Consider the following 20,637-nt stretch of genomic DNA (forward strand, 5'->3'; position numbering starts at 1 on the left):
AATTACTTTTCCAGACCTGCGGGCGGCCAGTTCTCCAGCTTCATGCCCAGGGTCAGACCACGGGAAGCCAGGACTTCCTTGATCTCGTTCAGCGACTTGCGGCCCAGGTTCGGCGTCTTCAGCAGTTCGTTTTCCGAACGCTGGATCAGGTCGCCGATGTAATAGATGTTCTCGGCCTTCAAGCAGTTTGCCGAACGGACGGTCAGCTCCAGGTCGTCCACCGGACGCAGCAGGATCGGATCGACCAGCGGCGCACGCGACGGCGCTTCCGCGGCGGCTTCGGTGCCTTCCAGGGCGGCGAACACGTTCAGCTGGTCGACGAGGACGCGGGCCGACTGGCGGATCGCTTCTTCCGGCGTGATGACGCCGTTGGTCTCGATGTTGATGATCAGCTTGTCGAGGTCGGTACGCTGTTCGACACGGGCCGATTCCACGGCGTACGACACGCGGCGGACCGGCGAGAACGATGCGTCCAGGATGATGCGGCCGATGGTCTTGTTCGTGTCTTCCGACAGGCGGCGCACGTTACCCGGCACATAGCCGCGGCCTTTTTCGACCTTGATCTGCATGTCCAGCTTGCCGCCAGCGGTCAGGTGGGCGATCACGTGATCCGGGTTGATCAGTTCCACGTCATGCGGCAGATCGATGTCGGATGCCAGGACCGGGCCTTCGCCTTCCTTCTTGAGGGTCAGCGTCACGGAGTCACGGTTGTGCACCTTGAACACGACGCCCTTCAGGTTCAGCAGCAGGTCGACGACGTCTTCCTGCACACCGTCCAGCGACGAGTACTCGTGCACGACGCCGGCGATCGTCACTTCGGTCGGCGCGTAGCCGATCATCGACGACAGCAGGACGCGGCGCAGCGCGTTGCCCAGCGTGTGGCCATAACCACGTTCGAACGGTTCCATCACGACTTTCGCGTGGCCGGCGCCGAGCGTTTCGACATCGATAATACGTGGCTTCAACAAACTATTTTGCATGAGTGTCCTCTTCAATACCCTCGGCTCGTTACACCGATAAGGCTGATGGCATCAGTAGAAACGCCTGCTTCTTCGAGCAGGCGGTACGGCGAATCTGGTGAGGCGCGACGGCAGAAAAACCGTCGTTCCGGCGGAGGCGGGAACCCAATTTCTGCAAGCGCAGTCGGCTGCTCGAAATTGGGCCCCCGCCTGCGCGGGGGTGACAAATCGGGCGGCGCGCCGCCCGCTTTGTCAATTAACGCGAGTACAGTTCGACGATCAGCGCTTCGTTGACGTCGGCAGCGATCTCGTTACGCTCCGGGTACGAACGGAAGGTTGCTTCCATCTTCTTGGCATCGACCGACACCCAGCTCGGGAAACCAACCTGCTCGGCCAGCGACAGGGCTTCGAGGATACGGGTCTGCTTCTTGGCCTTTTCGCGGACAGCGATGACGTCGCCGGTCTTGACCTGGTACGAAGCGATGTTCACGACGTTGCCGTTCACGGTCAGGGCCTTGTGGCTGACCAGCTGGCGCGCTTCGGAACGGGTCGAGCCGAAGCCCATGCGGTAGACGACGTTGTCCAGACGCGATTCCAGCAGCTTCAGCAGGGTCTCGCCGGTGTTGCCCTTGCGGCGCGACGCTTCGGCGAAGTAGCGGCGGAACTGACGCTCCAGCACGCCGTAGATACGCTTGACCTTCTGCTTTTCACGCAGCTGGTTGCCGTAGTCCGACGTACGCTGGCCCGACTTGACGCCGTGCTGGCCTGGCTTGACGTCCAGTTTGCACTTCGAATCGAGCGAGCGGCGTGCGCTCTTCAGGAACAGGTCGGTGCCTTCACGGCGCGACAGTTTTGCTTTAGGTCCGATATAACGTGCCACGTTAAACTTCCTTTATTTTGATGATCACGCCCCGGATGCGAATCGATCGACGTTCGCAACAGGCGCTAGTCCGGTTCTTCGATGAGACCGGACGTGGCTTACAAAATACCCCGGACCGGGACGGCCCAAGGCGACAATAGCCGGGCAGTATAACCCATTTCGGGGTCAACTGCACCGGCGATCTTTGACACCACGGCGTGTGGCGTATCGATACTGCGACAGGCGGACGAGCCGCCCGGGCAGCAATTAGATACGACGACGCTTCGGCGGACGGCAGCCGTTGTGCGGAACCGGCGTCACGTCCTGGATTTCGGTGATCTTGATACCCAGGTTGTTCAGCGCGCGCACAGCCGACTCACGGCCCGGGCCCGGGCCCTTGATACGCACTTCCAGGTTCTTCACGCCGTATTCCTGAGCAACCTTGCCAGCCGCTTCAGCTGCGACCTGCGCCGCGAACGGGGTCGATTTACGCGAACCCTTGAAGCCTGCGCCGCCGGACGTCGCCCACGACAGGGCATTGCCCTGACGATCGGTGATCGTGATGATGGTGTTGTTGAACGATGCGTGGACGTGTGCGATGCCTTCGGCGACGTTCTTTTTGACTTTCTTGCGGATGCGAGCTGCAGCCGCCGAGCTTTGTTGCTTAGCCATGGTCAGTTCCTAGATTATTTCTTGAGCGATTGAGCTGCTTTGCGCGGGCCCTTGCGGGTACGAGCATTCGTACGGGTGCGCTGGCCGCGGACCGGCAGGCCCTTGCGGTGACGCATACCGCGGTAGCAACCCAGATCCATCAAGCGCTTGATGCTCATGGACAGCTCACGGCGCAGGTCGCCCTCGACGACGAACTTGCCGACTGCATCACGCAGCTTTTCCAGTTCGTTGTCGTCCAGGTCCTTGACCTTCTTGTTGGTCGCAACGCCGGTCGATTCGCAGATCTGCTTCGAGCGGGTACGGCCGATGCCATAGATTGCCGTCAGGCCGATGACGGTGTGCTGATGATTGGGGACGTTGACCCCTGCAATACGTGCCATTCGTTATTCCTCGAAATTAACCTTGACGCTGCTTGTGACGCGGCTCGACGCAGATCACACGGACCACGCCCTTGCGCTTGATGATCTTGCAGTTGCGGCAGATCCGCTTGACTGAAGCGTTAACTTTCATTTTGCACTCTCTTCCAGATTCGATAACTTGATTAGTTTTACTTGGTGCGGAACACGATGCGGGCCCGGGACAAGTCGTAAGGGGTCAGCTCCACCGTTACCTTGTCACCCGGAAGAATGCGGATGTAATTCATCCGCATTTTACCCGAGATATGTCCAAGCACCACGTGCCCGTTTTCCAGCTTTACGCGAAAGGTCGCGTTCGGGAGATTCTCCAGAATCTCCCCCTGCATTTGGATGACGTCGTCTTTTGCCATTCGGTCTATTCACTCCTGGGGGGCGCCAGCCGCTCAACGCGACGGGATACCGCCTTTGAAATTAGCCTTGCGCAGCAGCGACTCATATTGCTGCGACATGACGTAGTTCTGCACCTGCGCCATGAAATCCATCGTGACGACCACGATGATCAGGAGCGAGGTTCCGCCAAAATAGAAAGGTACTTTCCACTGGCTTTGCAGGAACTCCGGCAACAGGCAAACCAGCGTGATATAGACCGCACCGGCCAGGGTCAGGCGCATCAGGATCTTGTCGATGTAGCGCGCGGTCTGCTCGCCCGGACGGATGCCCGGTACAAACGCGCCGCTCTTCTTCAAGTTGTCCGCCGTTTCCTTGCTGTTGAATACCAGCGCCGTATAGAAGAAGCAGAAGAACACGATTGCCACCGCATACAGCAACGCGTGGATCGGTTCGCCCGGGCTCAACGAGGCAGCGAGGTCTTTCAGGAACCCGATGAACGGATTCGTGACGTCCTTGCCTTTCGTGAACCAGTCGACGATCGTGGCCGGGAACAGGATGATCGACGAAGCGAAGATCGGCGGGATCACGCCCGACATGTTCAGCTTCAGCGGCAGGTGGCTGGTTTGGCCACCATAGATCTTGTTGCCGACCTGGCGTTTCGCGTAATTCACCAGGATCTTGCGCTGGCCGCGTTCGACGAACACGACCGCGTAAGTCACCAGAGCTACCAGAATCACGATGATGATTGCGGAGAAGCTGCCGATCGAACCGTTCGACACCAGGGTGAACAAGCTACCCAGTGCGTTCGGCAGACCCGCTGCGATACCGGCAAAAATGATGATCGAGATACCGTTGCCAAGGCCACGTTCGGTGATCTGCTCGCCCAGCCACATGAGGAACATGGTGCCGGTCAGCAGGGTCACGACGGTCACGAAGCGGAAAGCCACGCCCGGATCGATCACGAGGCCTTGCTGCGCCTCGAGCGCGACCGCGATGCCGAACGCCTGGAACAACGCCAGCACGACCGTGAAGTAACGGGTGTACTGGGTGATCTTGCGGCGGCCGGACTCGCCCTCTTTCTTCAGTGCCTCCATCTGCGGCGAGACGATCGACACCAGCTGCATGATGATCGAAGCCGAAATGTAAGGCGTGATGCCAAGAGCGAACACGGCAAAGCGGGACAGGGCCCCGCCCGAGAACATGTTGAACATGCCCAGGATGCCGCCCTCGTTCTGCTTGAACAGCTGGGCCATGGCGATCGGGTCAATCCCGGGGACCGGGATGTGAGCTCCGATACGATACACGACCAACGCGCCAAGCAAGAACCACAACCGACTCCAGGGGAAGCCGGACGCAGCACTTTTACCAAGTTGTGAATTAGTCGCCAATTTTTGCTCCGATCAGGCAGCGGCCGCGTTTAGGCGACCGAACCGCCAGCTGCTTCGATCGCTGCTTTCGCGCCAGCGGTCGCCTTGATGCCCTTCAGGTTCACCGCTTTGGTGATTTCGCCCGACAGGATCACGCGCACATCGCGAGCGACGACCGGCAGCACGCCGGCTTGCTTGAGCACCAGGACGTCGACGTCGCCGACGGCCAGGTTGTTCAGGTCCGACAGACGCACTTCAGCCTTGAACGTAGCGTTCAGCGACTTGAAGCCACGCTTCGGCAGGCGGCGCTGCAGCGGCATCTGGCCGCCTTCGAAACCGACCTTGTGGAAGCCGCCCGAACGCGACTTCTGACCCTTGTGACCGCGGCCGGCGGTCTTGCCCAGGCCCGAGCCGATACCGCGACCGACGCGGCGCTTGGCGTGTTTCGCGCCTTCAGCGGGTTGGATGGTATTGAGTTCCATTATTTTCTCCGTTGACCAAGCCGAGGCTTAGTCGACAATTTTCACGAGGTAGTTGACCTTGTTGATCATGCCGCGGATCGCCGGGGTGTCCTGCAGCTCGGAGACCGAGTTGACACGACGCAGACCCAGACCGCGCACGGTGGCGCGGTGATCCTGGCGGGTACCGATCAGGCCTTTGACCAGCTTGACTTTGATGGTGTTTGCCATAGTTATTCCCCTTAACCCAGGATCTCTTCCACCGACTTGCCGCGCTTGGCAGCGATGTCGGCCGGAGTGCTCATTTTTGCCAGACCGTCGAGGGTCGCGCGAACCAGGTTGTACGGGTTCGACGAACCGGTCGACTTGGCGACGACGTCGGTCACGCCCATCACTTCGAAGATTGCGCGCATTGCGCCGCCTGCGATCACGCCGGTACCCGGCTTGGCCGGCGACATCATCACGTACGACGCGCCGTGGCGGCCGGTGACGCTGTGCTGCAGCGTGCCGTTCTTGAGGGGCACCTTGATCAGGTTGCGGCGGGCTTCTTCCATCGCTTTCTGCACGCCGACCGGAACTTCCTTCGACTTGCCTTTACCCATGCCGATGCGGCCATCGCCGTCACCGACAACGGTCAGCGCTGCAAAACCCATGATACGACCACCCTTGACCACTTTGGTCACGCGGTTGATCGCGATCATTTTCTCGCGCATGCCATCATCCGGCTTGTCGCTTGCCATTTTCGCTTGCATTTTTGCCATGACGATTCTTCCTTAGAACTTCAGACCAGCTTCGCGCGCGGCTTCCGCCAGCGCCTTCACACGGCCGTGGTAACGGAAACCCGAACGGTCGAATGCGACTTCGGTGATCCCTGCTTTCAGTGCTTTTTCTGCGACGCGCTTGCCAACCAGTGCGGCTGCAGCGGCGTTGCCGCCCGCACCCGACTTGCCGCCCAGCTCGGCGCGCACTTCTGCTTCCAGCGTCGAAGCCGAAACCAGGACCTTCGCATCCGGGCTGATCAGGTTCGCATAGATGTGCAGGTTGGTGCGGTGCACCGACAGGCGGTTCACGCCCAACTGCGCGATCTTGATGCGGGTTTGGCGTCCGCGACGCAGACGCGATTCTTTCTTGTCCATCGTCAGCTCCGATTATTTCTTCTTGGTTTCTTTAAGCTTCACCACTTCGTCCGCATAACGGACACCCTTGCCTTTGTACGGCTCAGGCGAGCGGTAAGCGCGCACTTCTGCGGCAACCTGGCCGACCTTTTGACGGTCGATACCCTTGATCAGGATCTCGGTCGGGGTCGGGGTTGCAGCGGTGACGCCTTCCGGCATCGCGTGCAGCACCGGGTGCGAGAAGCCCAGCGACAGGTTCAGGGCGTTGCCTTGGACGGCGGCCTTGTAACCCACGCCGACCAGGGTCAGGCGCTTTTCGAAACCTTTGGTGACACCGGTCACCATGTTGTTCACCAGAGCACGCAGGGTGCCCGACATGGCGTTCGATTCGCGGGAATCGTCGATCACGTCGAACGACAGCGTGCCGTTGTTGTTTTCCACTTTGACCAGGCCGTTCAGCGCCTGGGTCAGGGTGCCCAGCGGGCCCTTGACGGTGATCGACGACGCGTTGATCGCGACATCGGTACCGGCCGGGACGGCGATTGGCATCTTAGCTACTCGAGACATCGTCTACTCCTTAAGCCACGTAGCAAATCACTTCGCCACCGACACCGGTAGCACGTGCTTTGCGGTCGGTCATCACACCCTTCGGGGTCGAGACGATTGCCACACCGAGGCCGTTCATGACCTGGGGGATCTCATCTTTGCCCTTGTAGATGCGCAGGCCAGGACGGGAGACGCGCTCGATGCGCTCGATAACCGGACGGCCGACGTAGTACTTCAAACCGATTTTCAGTTCAGCCTTGCCACCTTCGGTGGACACGGCGTAATCTTCGATGTAACCCTCGTCCTTCAGGACGTTGGCAATCGCAACTTTCAGCTTCGACGACGGCATTTCGACGGTGGTCTTCTGCACGCCTTGCGCGTTGCGAATACGGGTCAGCATATCGGCGATAGGATCGCTCATACTCATTGCTTATTCTCCTATTACCAGCTAGCTTTGGTCATACCCGGGATTTCGCCTTTCATGGCGAATTCGCGGAGTTTGGTACGGGCCAGACCGAATTTACGGAAAGTGCCACGGGGACGGCCGGTGATGGCGCAGCGGTTACGCTGGCGGGTCGGCGCCGAGTTACGCGGCAGGGCCTGCAGCTTCAGGCGTGCTTCGTAACGCTCTTCTTCGGTCTTCGACTGGTCGTCGATGATTGCTTTCAGAGCGGCACGCTTTGCGGCGAATTTCTCCACCAGGTCTGCACGCTTCTGTTCGCGGTTAATCAGTGCAAGTTTTGCCATGTTCTTAGTTCCGGAACGGGAATTTGAATGCGGCGAGCAGCGCTTTGGCTTCTTCGTCGGTCTTAGCAGTCGTGGTGATCGAGATGTTCATGCCACGCAGCGCATCGATCTTGTCGTAATCGATTTCCGGGAAGATGATCTGCTCTTTGACGCCGATGTTGTAGTTGCCGCGACCATCGAACGATTTGCCGCTGACGCCACGGAAGTCACGCACGCGCGGCAGGGCCACGGTGATGAAACGATCCAGGAATTCGTACATGCGGGCGCCACGCAGGGTCACCATCGTGCCGATCGGGTAGCCTTCGCGGATCTTGAAACCTGCGATTGCCTTGCGAGCCTTGGTCACGACCGGCTTCTGGCCGGCGATCTTGGTCAGGTCGCCGGTTGCGTGCTCAATGATCTTCTTGTCGGCGACAGCTTCCGACAGACCCATGTTCAGGGTGATCTTGGTCAGGCGCGGCACTTCCATCACCGACTTGTAACCGAATTTTTCGGTCAGTTCGGCAACGACTTTGTCTTTATAAACTTGTTGGAGACGGGCCATTTCTCATTACCCTTTCACTACTTCGCCGTTCGACTTGAAGACGCGGACTTTTTTGCCATCCACTTCTTTGAAGCCAACGCGATCAGCCTTGCCGGTCGCTGCGTTGAACAGCGCGACGTTCGACACGTGAATCGGCATGGTCTTGTCGACGATACCACCAGTTACGCCGGTCATCGGGTTCGGCTTGACGGCCTTCTTGGCCAGGTTCACGCCTTCGACGATGACGTGCTCAGCATCTACGCGTTGCTGAACGACACCGCGCTTGCCCTTGTCTTTACCGGCCAGAACGATGACTTCGTCGTTTTTACGAATCTTATCCATTGCGACTCCCTTACAGAACTTCAGGTGCCAGGGACACGATCTTCATGAACTTTTCGGTACGCAGTTCGCGCGTCACCGGTCCGAAGATACGGGTACCGATCGGCTCCAGCTTGCTGTTCAGCAGGACAGCGGCGTTGCCGTCGAACTTCACCAGGGAGCCGTCCTGGCGGCGCACACCTTTAGCGGTACGCACGACCACGGCGTTGTAGATTTCACCTTTCTTGACGCGGCCGCGCGGAGCAGCCTGCTTCACGGTGACTTTGATCACGTCGCCAATGCTGGCGTAACGGCGCTTGGAGCCGCCCAATACCTTGATGCACAGTACTTCTTTCGCACCGGTATTGTCGGCCACTTCGAGCCGGCTTTCAGTTTGAATCATGATATTTTCTTTCCCAACTTAAGCCGAAGAAACCCCACGGAAAACCGTAGGCCTGCGGTCAGTCTTGGTCCCGCCGGCCGCACTCATTGCAAGCGCGTACGTTTGGGTGATTGGACTTTCCAATGTTCGTTGCAGGCCGCAGTTACCGAAGGACAAACTGCGGCAACACATGAACGAAGCCCGCTAGTATTCCACATACCAGCGGGCCACGCAAGACAAATTTTTGGGAGGTGTTGTTAAACCTCCTACAGGCTTTACAGAACCTGTGCGACCTGCACAACCTTGGTCAGGGTCCAAGCCTTCGTCTTCGAGATCGGACGACCTTCCGTGATCTCGACCGTGTCGCCGGTCTTGGCCTGGTTGGTCTCGTCGTGCGCGTGATACTTGTTCGAGCGCACGATGATCTTGCCGTACAGCGGGTGCTTGACGTGACGCTCAACCAGCACGGTCACCGTCTTGTCCATCTTGTCGGACACGACTTTGCCGACCAGCGTACGCTTCAGCGCCGTTTTAGTGGTGTCGTTCATTTGGCTTCCTTCTGGGTCATCACGGTTTTGACACGCGCGATATCGCGGCGCACCTTCTTGAGCTGGGCGGTATTCGTCAGTTGCTGCGTAGCGATTTGCATGCGCAGGCCGAACTGTGCCTTCAGCAGCTCATTCAGCTCTTGTTGCAGAGCTGCCTGGTCCTTGCCGCGGAGTTCCGTTGCTTTCATTCTTAACTCCTGTTATTGGCCGACTTGACGCACGACAAACGTCGTCGCCAGCGGCAGTTTGGCGGCAGCCAGGCGGAATGCTTCGCGCGCCAGTTCTTCGGCGACACCGTCCATTTCGTACAGGACCTTGCCCGGCTGGATCTCGGCCACGTAGTACTCCGGGTTACCCTTACCGTTACCCATACGGACTTCAGCCGGCTTGTTCGAAATCGGCTTGTCCGGGAAGATACGGATCCAGATACGGCCGCCACGCTTGATGTGACGGGTCATGGCACGACGTGCAGCTTCGATCTGGCGTGCGGTGATACGGCCGCGGGCAACTGCCTTCAGGCCGAACTCGCCGAACGAGACCGCGGTGCCGCGGGTGTGCGAAATGCCGGTGTTGCGGCCTTTCTGCTCTTTACGATACTTTCTGCGGGATGGCTGCAGCATGCTTATTCTCCTGCTTTCTCAGCAGCCGGCTTGGCAGCGCGGCGGCCTGCTGGTGCGGTACCTGGCTTGGCGCCCGGACGGCCACGGCCGGCCGGTTTGCCGTCGTCACGACGCGGACCGCGCGGCTTTTTCTCGTCGGCCGGAACGTCGATCACCGGTGCTTCGCCGGTCGGCGAACGGTCGCCCTTGTAAACCCAGACTTTCACGCCGATGATGCCGTACGTGGTCGAGGCTTCGCTGGTGCCGTAGTCGATGTCGGCGCGCAGGGTGTGCAGGGGCACACGGCCTTCGCGGTACCATTCGGTACGTGCGATCTCGATGCCGTTCAGACGGCCCGACGACATGATCTTGATGCCGACGGCGCCCAGACGCATCGCGTTCTGCATCGCGCGCTTCATGGCGCGGCGGAACATGATACGCTTTTCGAGCTGCTGGGCGATCGAATCGGCGATCAGCTGCGAGTCGATTTCCGGCTTGCGGATCTCTTCGATATTGACGTGCACCGGCACGCCCATGATCTTCGCCAGCGAAGTCTTCAGGACTTCGATGTCTTCGCCTTTCTTGCCGATGACCACGCCCGGACGCGACGAGTAGATCGTGAAGCGCGCGTTCTTGGCCGGACGCTCGATGACGATGCGGCCGACGGAGGCGTTCTTCAGTTTCTTCTTCAGGAAAGCGCGGGCTTCCAGGTCTTCCTTCAGCATGTCGGCAAAATTGCCGTTGCCAGCGTACCAGCGCGATGCCCAGTTACGGGTGACCGCCAGGCGGAAGCCGGTTGGGTGGATTTTCTGACCCATCGTGTGACTCCTTAGTTACCGACAGTCACGAAGATGTGACAGGATTGTTTCGAAATGCGATCACCGCGGCCTTTGGCACGTGCCGTAAAGCGCTTCAAGATCGGGCCCTTTTCGACATAGATCTGAACGACCTTCAGTTCGTCGATGTCGGCACCATCGTTGTGCTCGGCGTTCGCGATTGCGGACTCCAGCACTTTCTTGATGATGGTCGCGCCTTTCTTCGGGCTGAACTGCAGGATGTTCAGCGCGGCGTCGACTTTCTTGCCGCGGATCAGATCGGCGACGAGGCGGCCTTTCTGTTCCGACAGGCGGACGCCTTTGAGGATAGCTTTAGTTTCCATTATTTCTTCGCCTTCTTGTCAGCGGCGTGGCCCTTGAACGTGCGGGTCAGGGCGAATTCGCCCAGCTTGTGACCCACCATGTTCTCGGACACGTACACCGGCACGTGCACTTTACCGTTGTGGACGGCGATCGTCAGACCGATGAAGTCCGGGGTGATCGTCGAGCGGCGCGACCAGGTTTTGACCGGCTTTTTGTCTTTGTTCGCTTGCGCGGTCTCGACTTTTTTCACCAGGTGGGCGTCAATGAACGGCCCTTTTTTCAATGAACGAGTCATGTCTTATCCTTATTTCTTGCCGCGGCGCGAGACGATCATCGACGACGTGCGCTTGTTCGAACGCGTCTTCTTGCCCTTCGTCTGCTGGCCCCATGGCGACACCGGATGACGACCGGCAGCCGTACGACCTTCACCACCACCGTGCGGGTGGTCGATCGGGTTCATCACCACACCGCGAACGGTCGGGCGGACGCCACGCCAGCGCATTGCACCGGCTTTACCGATCTTGCGCAGGTTGTGCTCGCCGTTGCCGACTTCGCCAACCGTCGCGCGGCACTCGATGTGCACGCGGCGCACTTCACCCGAGCGCAGGCGAACCTGAGCGTAGGTGCCTTCACGGGCCATCAGGACCACGCCGGCGCCTGCGGTACGGGCCATCTGAGCACCCTTACCCGGCAGCATTTCGACGCAGTGCATGGTGGTACCGACCGGAATATTACGGATCGGCAGGCAGTTACCCGACTTGATCGGCGCTTCCGAGCCGTTCATGACGGCATCGCCCACGGCCATGCCCTTGGTGGCGATGATGTACGCGCGGTGACCGTCGGCGTAGCACACCAGAGCGATGTGCGCGCTACGGTTCGGGTCGTATTCAATGCGCTCGACCTTGGCCGGAATACCGTCCTTGTTGCGCTTGAAGTCGACCACGCGGTAGTGGTGCTTGTGACCACCGCCGATGTGGCGGGTCGTGATGTGGCCGTTGTTGTTACGGCCAGCGGTCTTCGATTTCTTCTCAACCAGGGCTGCGAACGGACGACCCTTGTACAGGTCGGCATTCACAACCTTCACCATGCCGCGGCGGCCTGGGGAGGTTGGCTTCATCTTAACGAGTGCCATTATTTAGCCTCCTCGACAAAATTGATTTCCTGGCCCGGCTTCAGGGCCACGAAAGCGCGCTTGGTGTGGTTGCGACGACCGGTGAAACGGCCCGAACGCTTCTGCTTGCCTTCGCGGTTCACGGTCTGGACCGATTCCACTTCGACCTTGAACAGCAGTTCGACGGCGGCTTTGATTTCCGGCTTGGTCGCGTCCGGCAGGACCTTGAACACGATCTGTTCGTTCTTTTCCGCGACGAAGGTCGCCTTTTCGGAAATGACCGGAGCCAGCAGCACCTTCATCAGGCGCTCTTCGCTGAATTTGATTGCGGCGCTCATGCGTACATCTCCTCGATCTTGGCCAGAGCAGCTTTGGTGACCAGGACTTTCTTGTAGAACACCAGCGACATCGGGTCGGCATGCTTCGGCTCGACAACCAGCACGTTCGGCAGGTTGCGCGATGCCAGCAGCAGGTTTTCATCGATGGTGTCGGTGATCACCAGGACCGAGTCCAGACCCATGCCCTGCAGCTTTTGCGACAGCAGCTTGGTCTTCGGTGCTTCGACGGTCAGGTTCTCGATGACGCTCAGGCGGTCTTCGCGGGCCAGTTGCGAGAAGATCGAGCAGATACCTGCGCGGTGCATCTTCTTGTTGACCTTGTGCGAGAAGTTCTCGTCCGGCGAGTTCGGGAAGATGCGACCACCGCCACGCCACAGCGGCGACGACGACATACCGGCACGGGCGCGGCCCGTACCTTTTTGACGCCAGGGCTTCTTGGTCGTGTGGGAGACTTCTTCACGATCCTTCTGCTTGCGGTTGCCGCTGCGCGCGTTGGCGGCGTAGGCGACCACGATCTGGTGGATCAGGGCTTCGTTGTAATCACGGCCGAACACGGTGTCGGCGGCGTTGACTGCGGCGCCAGCTTGACCTTGCTCATTCAGGAGCTTGAGTTCCATCGCTTATGCTCCTTTCTTGGCTTTGACCTTGACTGCCGGCTTGACGATCACTTGACCGTTCTTGGCGCCAGGAACGGCACCCTTAACCAGCAGCAGTTGACGCTCGGCGTCGATACGGGCGATTTCCAGGTTCTGGGTGGTGACAGTGACATCACCCATGTGACCGGTCATGCGCTTGCCCGGGAACACGCGGCCCGGATCCTGCGCCATACCGATCGAGCCCGGCACGTTGTGCGAACGCGAGTTACCGTGGGTCTGACGACCCGACGCGAAGTTGTGGCGCTTGATGGTACCGGCGTAGCCCTTACCGATCGAGGTGCCTTGCACGTCGATTTTCTGGCCCACTTCGAACATCGAGACATTGACTGCGTCGCCAGCCTTGAAACCAGCGGCTTGAGCGGCTTCGACGCGGAATTCCTTCAGCATCGTGCCAGCTTCGACGCCAGCTTTGGCGTAGTGACCGGCAGCGGCCTTGTTCACGCGGGAAGCGCGACGTTGACCGAAGACGACCTGAACTGCGGCATAGCCATCAGTTTCAGGGTTTTTGATTTGCGCAACACGGTTGTTCGACACGTCCAGCACGGTAACGGGAATCGAATCGCCGTCGTCCGTGAAGATGCGCATCATGCCAACCTTGCGACCGAGAAGGCCCAGGCTCATTTTTTCTCCATTCCCACCTGCGATTGGGCGGGGGTAGTTGACTTTCGGAAGTTGTGAAACTTCCTCTTAAACGCATGGGCCAAAAAAAGATAGACCCATACCGAAGCCGGCTAGTATAGCGCGCGCCACGGATAGACGCAACAGGATAATGCGAAGCTGACGCGGCCTGTTGCGTTTTACGCTAGTGTCTTGGAGATCAGAGAATCCGTTCAGGCTGAACGGCACAGAAAAGATACCGCTGCATCTTTTCTCTACAGGCTCGAGGCCTGCGATATGGAGGAATTCTGGTGGGCGGTGCAGGATTCGAACCTGCGACCCCTTGGATGTCGACCAAGTATTCTAACCAGCTGAACTAACCGCCCGGGGAGCCGCATTATACGAGCATGTTTTAGCAAAGCGCAATACCCATCCGAAAAAACTTGTGCACCGCACCGCACCTTTACAATAGCGCCCGTCAAGGACAAGGAAAGGATGATCGGATGAACCTGGTGTTCTTCAACAACACGACACTGGCCTGGCTGACGGCCTTCGGTATCGCCGCCGGGGTGGCGCTGGCCCTGTACATCGCCAAGAAGGTGGGCGTACACCATATGCGGACGCTGGCCGCGCGCACCGAGACCCGGCTCGACGACATCGCCGTCGAGGCGCTCGACGGCACCCGGCCGCTGGCCATCGTCATCATGGGCCTGTTTGCCGGCAGCAAGGCGCTGACGCTGCCGCCGGCGGTGCACCTGTTCGCGACGCGCGCCGCCATCGTCACGGGCCTGATCCAGGCCGCGCTGTGGGGCAACCGCGCGCTGCGCGCCTGGCTGACGGATTACTACCAGAACCGCGCCGGCGATCCGGCCCGCGCCACGTCGGCGGCGGCGGTCGGCTTCATCGCGCGGACGGTGCTGTGGGCCGTGCTGCTGCTGATGGTGCTGGACAATCTCGGCGTCAACATCACGACCCTCGTCGCCTCGCTCGGTATCGGCGGTATCGCAGTGGCACTGGCCGTCCAGAACATCCTCGGCGACCTGTTCGCGTCGCTGTCGATCGTGCTCGACAAGCCGTTCGTGATCGGCGACTTCATCATCGTCGACAAATTCCTGGGCACCGTGGAATACGTCGGCCTCAAGACGACCCGGCTGCGCAGCCTGGGCGGCGAGCAGCTGGTGTTCTCCAACGCCGACCTGCTCAAGAGCCGGCTGCAGAACATGACGCGCATGACCCGGCGCCGCGCCGCGTTCACGGTGGGCGTCACCTACGACACGCCGACGGCGAAGCTGCGCCTGATCCCGGCCATGCTGACCGAGATCGTCAAGTCGCAGGAACCCGTGACGTTCGACCGCGCCCACTTCAGCGGCATGGCCGCGTCCTCGCTGAATTTCGACGTCGTGTACTGGGTGGAGACGGCGGATTTCGTCCGCTACGCGGATATCCAGCAGGAGATCTACCTGCAGATCATGGACCGGTTCGCCGCGCTGGGCATCGAGTTCGCGTTCCCGACGCAGACGCTGCTCGTGCGCGACGCGCGCGAGACGGAGCCCTCCGCTCCAGCGCCGTAGGGTGGGCGGCCCTCCGCCCACGCGTGACGCCGGCAAACCGCACACGTTACGCGTGGGCACGGTGTGCCCACCCTACGGCTGATCCGGCTCAGTGCCGCGGCGCCGTAGCGTGGGCGGCCTCCGCCCACGCGCGACGGGGCCTTATTGCGGCGGCGCGGTCGACGCCCGCACGACCAGCGCGCTGGCCAGCGCCGCGTGGCGCAGCGGCGCGTGGCCGCCGCGGATGCGATCGGCCAGCAGCTCGATGGCGAGCCACGCCATGTCGTGCTTGGGCGGCGCCACCGTCGTCAGCGGCGGGAGCGCGTAGCGGGCGGCGGCGATGTCGTCGTAGCCCACGACAGACAATTGCGCCGGCACACGCACAGCGGCCGCGCCGGCCGCGCACAGGCCGCCCAGCGCCATCAGATCGCTCGTGACGAACACGGCCGTCGGCCGCCGCGACCGGGCCAGCAGGCGCGTAAATGCCGCGTGGCCGCCGGCGCTCGTGAATTCGTCGTGCACGATACGGTCCGGCGCCAGAGTCAGGCCAGCCTCCGCCATCGCGCGCATGAAACCGCCGACGCGTTCGCGCGTGCGCGGCAGGTCGGCCGGGCCGGACACGCAGGCAATGTCGCGGTGGCCCAATTCGATCAGATGGCGCGTGGCCGCATACCCGCCCTCTTCCTGGCCGGCCTGGACCAGGTCGGCGTGGAGGCCGGGCAGCGCGCGCTCCAGCTGGACGACGGGCACGGTCTCGCGGCGCAGCAGCAAGTCCTGTTCGTCGTCGGCGCCGCTGGCGACGAGCACCAGCCCGTCGATGCGCTTTTCCATCAGCAGGCGCAGATTGGCCGTCTGCTTCTGCGCGCCGCCATGCGCGTTGCACAGGATGATGTTGTAGCCGAGCTGGAACGCCGCGTCCTCGATCCAGCGGATCAGTTCGGCGAAATAGGGATTCGACGAGTTCGGCACGAGCACGCCGATGGTATTCGTCTTGTCGTTCTTGAGGCTGCGGGCGACGGCACTCGGAATGTAGCGCATCTCGTCGATGATGCCCAGCACGCGCCGGCGCACGTCGTCGCTGACGACGCGCGTGTTGTTGATCACGTGCGACACCGTGGAGATCGACACCCCGGCGCGCTCCGCTACCTGCTTCATGGTCGCCATCGCGTTCCCTCCTGAGGCGCGATTATCACCGATGTGTTTCAGTAATTACAACAACCGCTTGCGACCCGGCGAGCGCGTCGGGGCCGCTGTCTTTCAAGATCAGGACGGTATCCGGCTTATCAAGAGGTGCCGGCGCAGCGCGGCCATCTGATATTTCCACGCAAAAGCGTCGTGAAAAATTGTATACAGCGGGCGGATAAATACCCCGCTCTCGCTCTGTGACGCGGTGAAATCCAGGCGTTCTAGAGGCACGGAAACTGTATACAAATTCGTTGACAGTGCTGTCTTGCATGGGCATCATGAATTCATGAAATGCCGCCGCAGAGTGGCACCAAGCTTTGTGGAGACGTCATCGCGTTCCCGGCCACATCCCGGCCCCCAGGCGCCCTTCGGTTGCATCCGGATCACGGATTGCCTGCCGTGGTTGACTGTTCTCCACTGCCCTGCATCACTTCGAAGTACCCGACGCGCTTGCGGTACGCGCCGTTCAGGACACCATTCGACGGAGACACACACATGAACAATCTGCTGTACCAGGTCGACGACCGGCCACCCCTCATCACCACGACCCTGCTGGCGGCCCAGCACATGCTCGCCGCGCTCGGGGGCATCATCGCCGTGCCGCTCGTGGTCGGCGCCATCCTCAAGCTGCCCGCGGACCAGATCGTCGCCCTCGTCAACGCGGCGCTGCTGGGCTCGGGCATCGTCACGATCATCCAGTGCAAGGGCGTCGGCCCGATCGGCATCCGCCTGCCTTGCGTGATGGGCACCAGCTTCGCCTTCGTCGGCGCGGCCATCAGCATCGGCTTCGAACACGGCGTGGCGGGCATCCTCGGGTCCTCGCTCGCCGGGTCCGTCGTCATGATCGTCGGCAGTTTCTTCATGCCGCAGATCCGCAAGCTGTTCCCGCACCAGGTGACGGCCGTCGTCGTCACGATGATCGGCCTGTCGCTCGTCCCCGTCGCCGTCGACTGGGCGGCCGGCGGCAAGGGCGCCGGCGACTACGGCGCGCCCACGAACCTGGGCATCGCCCTGTTCGTGCTGGCCGTCGTCGTCGCGCTGGTCCAGTTCGGCAAAGGCATCATCTCGGCGTCCGCCATCGTGATCGGCATCGCGATCGGCTACGCCATCTGCCTGGGCCTGGGGCTCGTCGACTTCTCGAGCGTGCACCGGGCCACCGTGTTCGCCCTGCCGCAGCCGCTGCACTTCGGCATGACCTTCCCGCTCAGCGGCATCCTCGCCATGGGTCTCGCCTACATCGTCACGATGGTCGAAACGACGGGCACCTTCATGGCGCTGGGCGCGGCCACGGAGACAAAGATGCGCGGCACCCTGCTCAAGCGCGGCGTGCTGTGCGACGGCGTCGGCTCCGCTTTTGCCTCCACCCTGGGCGCGCCGCCGATGTCGACCTTTGCGCAGAACGTGGGCGTCATCTCGCTGACCGGCGTCGCCAGCCGCCACGTCGTCGCGCTGACCGGCGTGATGCTGGCCCTGGCCGGCCTGTTCCCGGTGCTGGGCGCCGTCGTCGTCACGATCCCGCAGCCGGTGCTGGGCGGCGCCGGCCTCATGATGTTCGCGATGATCCTCACGGCCGGCGTGCAGATGCTGGGCAAGGTCGAGCACGACAAGCGCACCGGCCTCATCATCGCCGTGTCGATCGGCTGCGGCCTGGCCGTCAGCGTGCGTCCGGAACTGCTGGCCAAGCTGCCGGCCTTCGTCAACGAAATCTTCGGCTCGGGCATCAGCACGGGCGCCATCATGGCCGTGCTGCTGAACCTCGTGTTGCCGAACCGTCCCGTCGAAGTCCATGACGACGACGAGGACGTACCCCAGCCCCTGCTGGTGAAAGACCTGGAGGTGGCGTAACGGAATACTGCCCGCGTTTGGTATCCCTGACCGGCAGTCGGTGCCGCGCCGGCCATGTCGCAAGACATGCGCCGGCGCGGTGTTTTTATCCCGACATTGTTTCCGCAGTGCCCGTGCATTGTTTCCGCAGTGTTGAACATTAAAAGTGGAAAATTCATGAGCAAGACTCTCCTGATCAAGAACGCGCGCGTCCTCGTGACGATGGACGATGCACGGCGCGAAATCGCCGATGGCGCCGTCTTCGTGCGCGACAACGTGGTCGAACGCGTGGGCCCGACGGACGAACTCCCGCAGGACGCCGACGAGGTGATCGACGCGCGCGGCCACGTCGTCATCCCCGGCCTCGTCAACACGCATCACCACATGTACCAGAGCCTCACGCGCGCGATCCCGGCCGCACAGGACGGCGAGCTGTTCAACTGGCTGACGAACCTGTATCCCGTCTGGGCGAACCTGACGGGCGAGATGGTCCACGTGTCGACCCTCACGGCGATGGCGGAACTGATCCTGTCGGGCTGCACGACCAGCAGCGACCACCTGTACATCTATCCGAACGACTGCCGCCTGGACGACAGCATCGAGGCCGCGCACACGATCGGCATGCGCTTCCACGCGGCGCGCGGTGCGATGAGCGTGGGCCGCTCGCAAGGCGGCCTGCCGCCGGACAGCGTGGTGGAAGACGAGGCGGCGATCCTGAAGGACACGCAGCGCCTGATCGAGACCTATCACGACGCGGCGCGCCACGCGATGCAGCGCATCGTGGTGGCGCCCTGCTCGCCGTTCTCGGTGTCGCGCGACCTGATGAAGGAGGCGGCCCTGCTGGCGCGCAGCCACGGCGTGTCGCTGCACACGCACCTCGCGGAAAACGTCAACGACATCGCCTACAGCCGCGAGAAATTCAATATGACGCCGGCCGAGTATGCGGAAGACTGCGGCTGGGTCGGCCACGACGTGTGGCACGCGCACTGCGTGCAGCTGGACGATGCGGGCATCGGGCTGTTCGCGCGGACCGGCACCGGCGTCGCGCACTGCCCGTGCTCGAACATGCGTCTCGCGTCCGGCATCGCGCCCGTGCGCAAGATGGTCGACGCGGGCGTGCCGGTGGGCCTGGGCGTGGACGGCAGCGCGTCGAACGACGGCGCGCACATGCTGGGCGAAGTGCGCCAGGCGATGCTGCTGCAGCGCGTGGGCTTCGGCCCGGACGCGATGACGGCGCGCCAGGCGCTGGAACTGGCCACGCGCGGTGGCGCGAAGGTCCTGGGCCGCGACGACATCGGCAGCATCGCGCCGGGCATGTCGGCCGACATCGTCATGTTCAAGCTGGATGGCGTGGGTTTCGCGGGCGCGCTGCACGACCCGGTCGCGGCGCTCGTGTTCTGCACGCCGGCCAACGTGAATCACAGCGTCATCAACGGTAAGGTCGTCGTGAAGGATGGCGTGTTGCGGACGGTCGATTTGCCCGTCGTGCTGGAACGGCACAACCGGCTGGCGGAGGAGCTGGCGCTGGCGGCGAGGTAAGGCGCGCTTAAACACCCGGAACGTTTGAACCGTCGTTCCCGCGCAGGCGAGTTTGCCGGCTGCGCAACGGACTTGGATCCCCGCCTTCGCGGGGACGACGCCTGAAGGTCTTCGCGGGGACGACGGGTGAAGGCCTTCGCGGGCGACGGCTGAAGGCCTGCGCGGGGACGACGTATTAAAGACGTAGTAAAGCAAACGGCCCATCTACCGCAAAGTAGATGGGCCGTTTTGCATGCGCCGGCGGCAAGGCCGCCGAGGCGCCGAAACTGATTACTGCAGCTTGATTTCGACGTCGACGCCAGCCGGCAGGTCCAGCTTCATCAGCGCGTCGACGGTCTTGTCGGTCGGGTCCACGATGTCCATCAGACGCTGGTGCGTACGGATTTCGAACTGGTCGCGCGAGGTCTTGTTGACGTGCGGGGAACGCAGCACGTCGAAACGCTGGATGCGGGTCGGCAGCGGAACCGGGCCCTTGACGACTGCGCCGGTGCGCTTGGCGGTGTCGACGATTTCCAGGGCGGACTGGTCGATCAGCTTGTAGTCGAACGCTTTCAGGCGGATACGGATTTTCTGATTCGGAGCGGACATGCTATTTCCTTAAAAAAGAACGAACCGGCACGCGGCCGGCAATCAATGTGTCAGGTACTGCGTGTACTGCGGAGGGGACGGCAGTATAACACCGTTTCACCCTAAACTGCACAGACTACTCGGTAGGGTGGGCTCCCTGAGCCCACGCGAACGTTTGCGACAATGTCGGCGTTACGCGTGGGCACGGCGTGCCCACCCTACCGATCCGGCGATCAGGCCAGGATCTTGGCAACCACGCCGGCGCCGACGGTACGGCCGCCTTCGCGGATTG

At 61.6% G+C, this 20,637-nt stretch carries 32 protein-coding genes and 1 tRNA gene; 3 read left to right on the plus strand and 30 right to left on the minus strand.

Annotated elements, in window-relative coordinates:
* Window positions 1-2: 2 nt before the first annotated feature.
* The 28 genes from rpoA to ASC93_RS25215 all read right to left on the minus strand — a co-directional run bounded on the left by rpoA (window position 3) and on the right by ASC93_RS25215 (window position 14,066).
* Window positions 3-980: a DNA-directed RNA polymerase subunit alpha gene (rpoA, locus tag ASC93_RS25085; RefSeq protein WP_056449152.1), complete on the minus strand. Its 978-nt coding sequence runs from the start codon at window positions 978-980 to the stop codon at window positions 3-5.
* 235 nt (window positions 981-1,215) lie between these two features.
* The gene (gene rpsD, locus ASC93_RS25090) at window positions 1,216-1,839 is read right to left on the minus strand and encodes a 30S ribosomal protein S4 (RefSeq protein WP_056449155.1); all 624 of its coding nucleotides are present in this window, start codon (window positions 1,837-1,839) and stop codon (window positions 1,216-1,218) included.
* Window positions 1,840-2,085: 246 nt separating this feature from the next.
* The gene (gene rpsK / locus ASC93_RS25095) at window positions 2,086-2,490 is read right to left on the minus strand and encodes a 30S ribosomal protein S11 (RefSeq protein WP_036172227.1); all 405 of its coding nucleotides are present in this window, start codon (window positions 2,488-2,490) and stop codon (window positions 2,086-2,088) included.
* Window positions 2,491-2,504: 14 nt separating this feature from the next.
* On the minus strand, window positions 2,505-2,870 hold the full coding sequence (gene rpsM, locus ASC93_RS25100) for a 30S ribosomal protein S13 (protein WP_036240369.1): 366 nt from the start codon (window positions 2,868-2,870) through the stop codon (window positions 2,505-2,507).
* Window positions 2,871-2,886: 16 nt separating this feature from the next.
* Window positions 2,887-3,000: a 50S ribosomal protein L36 gene (gene rpmJ, locus ASC93_RS30215; protein ID WP_005663407.1), complete on the minus strand. Its 114-nt coding sequence runs from the start codon at window positions 2,998-3,000 to the stop codon at window positions 2,887-2,889.
* A gap of 37 nt (window positions 3,001-3,037) precedes the next feature.
* Window positions 3,038-3,256 (minus strand): translation initiation factor IF-1, encoded by a 219-nt coding sequence (infA, locus tag ASC93_RS25105; RefSeq protein WP_005663428.1) that lies wholly within the window; start codon window positions 3,254-3,256, stop codon window positions 3,038-3,040.
* A 33-nt stretch (window positions 3,257-3,289) separates the two neighbouring features.
* Window positions 3,290-4,624: a preprotein translocase subunit SecY gene (gene secY, locus ASC93_RS25110; protein WP_056449158.1), complete on the minus strand. Its 1,335-nt coding sequence runs from the start codon at window positions 4,622-4,624 to the stop codon at window positions 3,290-3,292.
* A 29-nt stretch (window positions 4,625-4,653) separates the two neighbouring features.
* Window positions 4,654-5,085, minus strand: coding sequence for a 50S ribosomal protein L15 (gene rplO / locus ASC93_RS25115; RefSeq protein ID WP_056449161.1), 432 nt, complete (start codon window positions 5,083-5,085; stop codon window positions 4,654-4,656).
* 27 nt (window positions 5,086-5,112) lie between these two features.
* Window positions 5,113-5,292 (minus strand): 50S ribosomal protein L30, encoded by a 180-nt coding sequence (gene rpmD / locus ASC93_RS25120; RefSeq protein ID WP_036240361.1) that lies wholly within the window; start codon window positions 5,290-5,292, stop codon window positions 5,113-5,115.
* Between the two features lie 11 nt (window positions 5,293-5,303).
* The gene (gene rpsE, locus ASC93_RS25125; RefSeq protein ID WP_036240359.1) at window positions 5,304-5,822 is read right to left on the minus strand and encodes a 30S ribosomal protein S5; all 519 of its coding nucleotides are present in this window, start codon (window positions 5,820-5,822) and stop codon (window positions 5,304-5,306) included.
* Between the two features lie 12 nt (window positions 5,823-5,834).
* On the minus strand, window positions 5,835-6,197 hold the full coding sequence (gene rplR, locus ASC93_RS25130; protein ID WP_036240357.1) for a 50S ribosomal protein L18: 363 nt from the start codon (window positions 6,195-6,197) through the stop codon (window positions 5,835-5,837).
* A gap of 12 nt (window positions 6,198-6,209) precedes the next feature.
* Window positions 6,210-6,743, minus strand: a complete 534-nt coding sequence (gene rplF, locus ASC93_RS25135; RefSeq protein WP_056449164.1) for a 50S ribosomal protein L6 — start codon at window positions 6,741-6,743, stop codon at window positions 6,210-6,212.
* 10 nt (window positions 6,744-6,753) lie between these two features.
* The gene (gene rpsH, locus ASC93_RS25140) at window positions 6,754-7,149 is read right to left on the minus strand and encodes a 30S ribosomal protein S8 (RefSeq protein WP_036240352.1); all 396 of its coding nucleotides are present in this window, start codon (window positions 7,147-7,149) and stop codon (window positions 6,754-6,756) included.
* Window positions 7,150-7,163: 14 nt separating this feature from the next.
* On the minus strand, window positions 7,164-7,469 hold the full coding sequence (gene rpsN, locus ASC93_RS25145) for a 30S ribosomal protein S14 (protein WP_056449167.1): 306 nt from the start codon (window positions 7,467-7,469) through the stop codon (window positions 7,164-7,166).
* A 4-nt stretch (window positions 7,470-7,473) separates the two neighbouring features.
* Entirely contained in the window at window positions 7,474-8,013 is a 540-nt protein-coding gene (gene rplE / locus ASC93_RS25150) for a 50S ribosomal protein L5 (protein ID WP_036240349.1), read from the minus strand.
* A gap of 6 nt (window positions 8,014-8,019) precedes the next feature.
* Window positions 8,020-8,334: a 50S ribosomal protein L24 gene (rplX, locus tag ASC93_RS25155; RefSeq protein ID WP_056449170.1), complete on the minus strand. Its 315-nt coding sequence runs from the start codon at window positions 8,332-8,334 to the stop codon at window positions 8,020-8,022.
* A gap of 10 nt (window positions 8,335-8,344) precedes the next feature.
* Complete coding sequence (gene rplN, locus ASC93_RS25160; protein WP_056126494.1) at window positions 8,345-8,713, minus strand: 50S ribosomal protein L14; 369 nt, start codon at window positions 8,711-8,713, stop codon at window positions 8,345-8,347.
* A 254-nt stretch (window positions 8,714-8,967) separates the two neighbouring features.
* Complete coding sequence (rpsQ, locus tag ASC93_RS25165; RefSeq protein WP_056449173.1) at window positions 8,968-9,240, minus strand: 30S ribosomal protein S17; 273 nt, start codon at window positions 9,238-9,240, stop codon at window positions 8,968-8,970.
* Window positions 9,237-9,428, minus strand: a complete 192-nt coding sequence (gene rpmC / locus ASC93_RS25170; RefSeq protein ID WP_056449176.1) for a 50S ribosomal protein L29 — start codon at window positions 9,426-9,428, stop codon at window positions 9,237-9,239. Before rpmC ends, rpsQ begins: the two co-directional genes overlap by 4 nt.
* Window positions 9,429-9,440: 12 nt before the next feature.
* Window positions 9,441-9,860 (minus strand): 50S ribosomal protein L16, encoded by a 420-nt coding sequence (gene rplP / locus ASC93_RS25175; RefSeq protein WP_005663456.1) that lies wholly within the window; start codon window positions 9,858-9,860, stop codon window positions 9,441-9,443.
* Between the two features lie 2 nt (window positions 9,861-9,862).
* Window positions 9,863-10,657 carry a 30S ribosomal protein S3 gene (rpsC, locus tag ASC93_RS25180; protein WP_056449179.1) on the minus strand — a complete coding sequence of 265 codons (795 nt, stop codon included), beginning with the start codon at window positions 10,655-10,657 and terminating at the stop codon, window positions 9,863-9,865.
* Window positions 10,658-10,668: 11 nt separating this feature from the next.
* On the minus strand, window positions 10,669-11,001 hold the full coding sequence (gene rplV, locus ASC93_RS25185; RefSeq protein ID WP_179966292.1) for a 50S ribosomal protein L22: 333 nt from the start codon (window positions 10,999-11,001) through the stop codon (window positions 10,669-10,671).
* Window positions 10,998-11,273, minus strand: a complete 276-nt coding sequence (rpsS, locus tag ASC93_RS25190) for a 30S ribosomal protein S19 (RefSeq protein ID WP_056449183.1) — start codon at window positions 11,271-11,273, stop codon at window positions 10,998-11,000. Before rpsS ends, rplV begins: the two co-directional genes overlap by 4 nt.
* A 9-nt stretch (window positions 11,274-11,282) precedes the next feature.
* Complete coding sequence (rplB, locus tag ASC93_RS25195) at window positions 11,283-12,110, minus strand: 50S ribosomal protein L2 (protein WP_056449186.1); 828 nt, start codon at window positions 12,108-12,110, stop codon at window positions 11,283-11,285.
* Window positions 12,110-12,427 (minus strand): 50S ribosomal protein L23, encoded by a 318-nt coding sequence (gene rplW / locus ASC93_RS25200; protein ID WP_036240333.1) that lies wholly within the window; start codon window positions 12,425-12,427, stop codon window positions 12,110-12,112. The genes rplB and rplW overlap by 1 nt, the downstream gene beginning before the upstream one ends.
* Window positions 12,424-13,044 (minus strand): 50S ribosomal protein L4, encoded by a 621-nt coding sequence (rplD, locus tag ASC93_RS25205; RefSeq protein WP_056126492.1) that lies wholly within the window; start codon window positions 13,042-13,044, stop codon window positions 12,424-12,426. The genes rplW and rplD overlap by 4 nt, the downstream gene beginning before the upstream one ends.
* Window positions 13,045-13,047: 3 nt before the next feature.
* Window positions 13,048-13,704 carry a 50S ribosomal protein L3 gene (rplC, locus tag ASC93_RS25210; RefSeq protein ID WP_056449188.1) on the minus strand — a complete coding sequence of 219 codons (657 nt, stop codon included), beginning with the start codon at window positions 13,702-13,704 and terminating at the stop codon, window positions 13,048-13,050.
* Between the two features lie 285 nt (window positions 13,705-13,989).
* A tRNA-Val gene (locus ASC93_RS25215) sits at window positions 13,990-14,066 on the minus strand.
* 117 nt (window positions 14,067-14,183) lie between these two features.
* Between ASC93_RS25215 and ASC93_RS25220 the strand changes: the two genes are divergently transcribed.
* Window positions 14,184-15,251 (plus strand): mechanosensitive ion channel family protein, encoded by a 1,068-nt coding sequence (locus tag ASC93_RS25220; protein WP_056449191.1) that lies wholly within the window; start codon window positions 14,184-14,186, stop codon window positions 15,249-15,251.
* 141 nt (window positions 15,252-15,392) lie between these two features.
* Here ASC93_RS25220 and ASC93_RS25225 read toward each other — a convergent pair whose 3' ends face one another.
* The gene (locus ASC93_RS25225) at window positions 15,393-16,394 is read right to left on the minus strand and encodes a LacI family DNA-binding transcriptional regulator (protein ID WP_056449194.1); all 1,002 of its coding nucleotides are present in this window, start codon (window positions 16,392-16,394) and stop codon (window positions 15,393-15,395) included.
* 516 nt (window positions 16,395-16,910) lie between these two features.
* Between ASC93_RS25225 and ASC93_RS25230 the strand changes: the two genes are divergently transcribed.
* Together ASC93_RS25230 and ASC93_RS25235 are read left to right on the plus strand one after the other, a co-directional pair.
* Window positions 16,911-18,260: a nucleobase:cation symporter-2 family protein gene (locus tag ASC93_RS25230; protein WP_056449196.1), complete on the plus strand. Its 1,350-nt coding sequence runs from the start codon at window positions 16,911-16,913 to the stop codon at window positions 18,258-18,260.
* Between the two features lie 156 nt (window positions 18,261-18,416).
* On the plus strand, window positions 18,417-19,778 hold the full coding sequence (locus ASC93_RS25235) for an 8-oxoguanine deaminase (RefSeq protein ID WP_056449199.1): 1,362 nt from the start codon (window positions 18,417-18,419) through the stop codon (window positions 19,776-19,778).
* Window positions 19,779-20,048: 270 nt separating this feature from the next.
* Here ASC93_RS25235 and rpsJ read toward each other — a convergent pair whose 3' ends face one another.
* Window positions 20,049-20,366 carry a 30S ribosomal protein S10 gene (rpsJ, locus tag ASC93_RS25240; protein ID WP_005663509.1) on the minus strand — a complete coding sequence of 106 codons (318 nt, stop codon included), beginning with the start codon at window positions 20,364-20,366 and terminating at the stop codon, window positions 20,049-20,051.
* Window positions 20,367-20,637 lie beyond the last annotated feature (271 nt).

Origin of the sequence: Massilia sp. Root335 (assembly GCF_001425685.1) — a bacterium.
Lineage (GTDB): Bacteria > Pseudomonadota > Gammaproteobacteria > Burkholderiales > Burkholderiaceae_D > Telluria > Telluria luteola.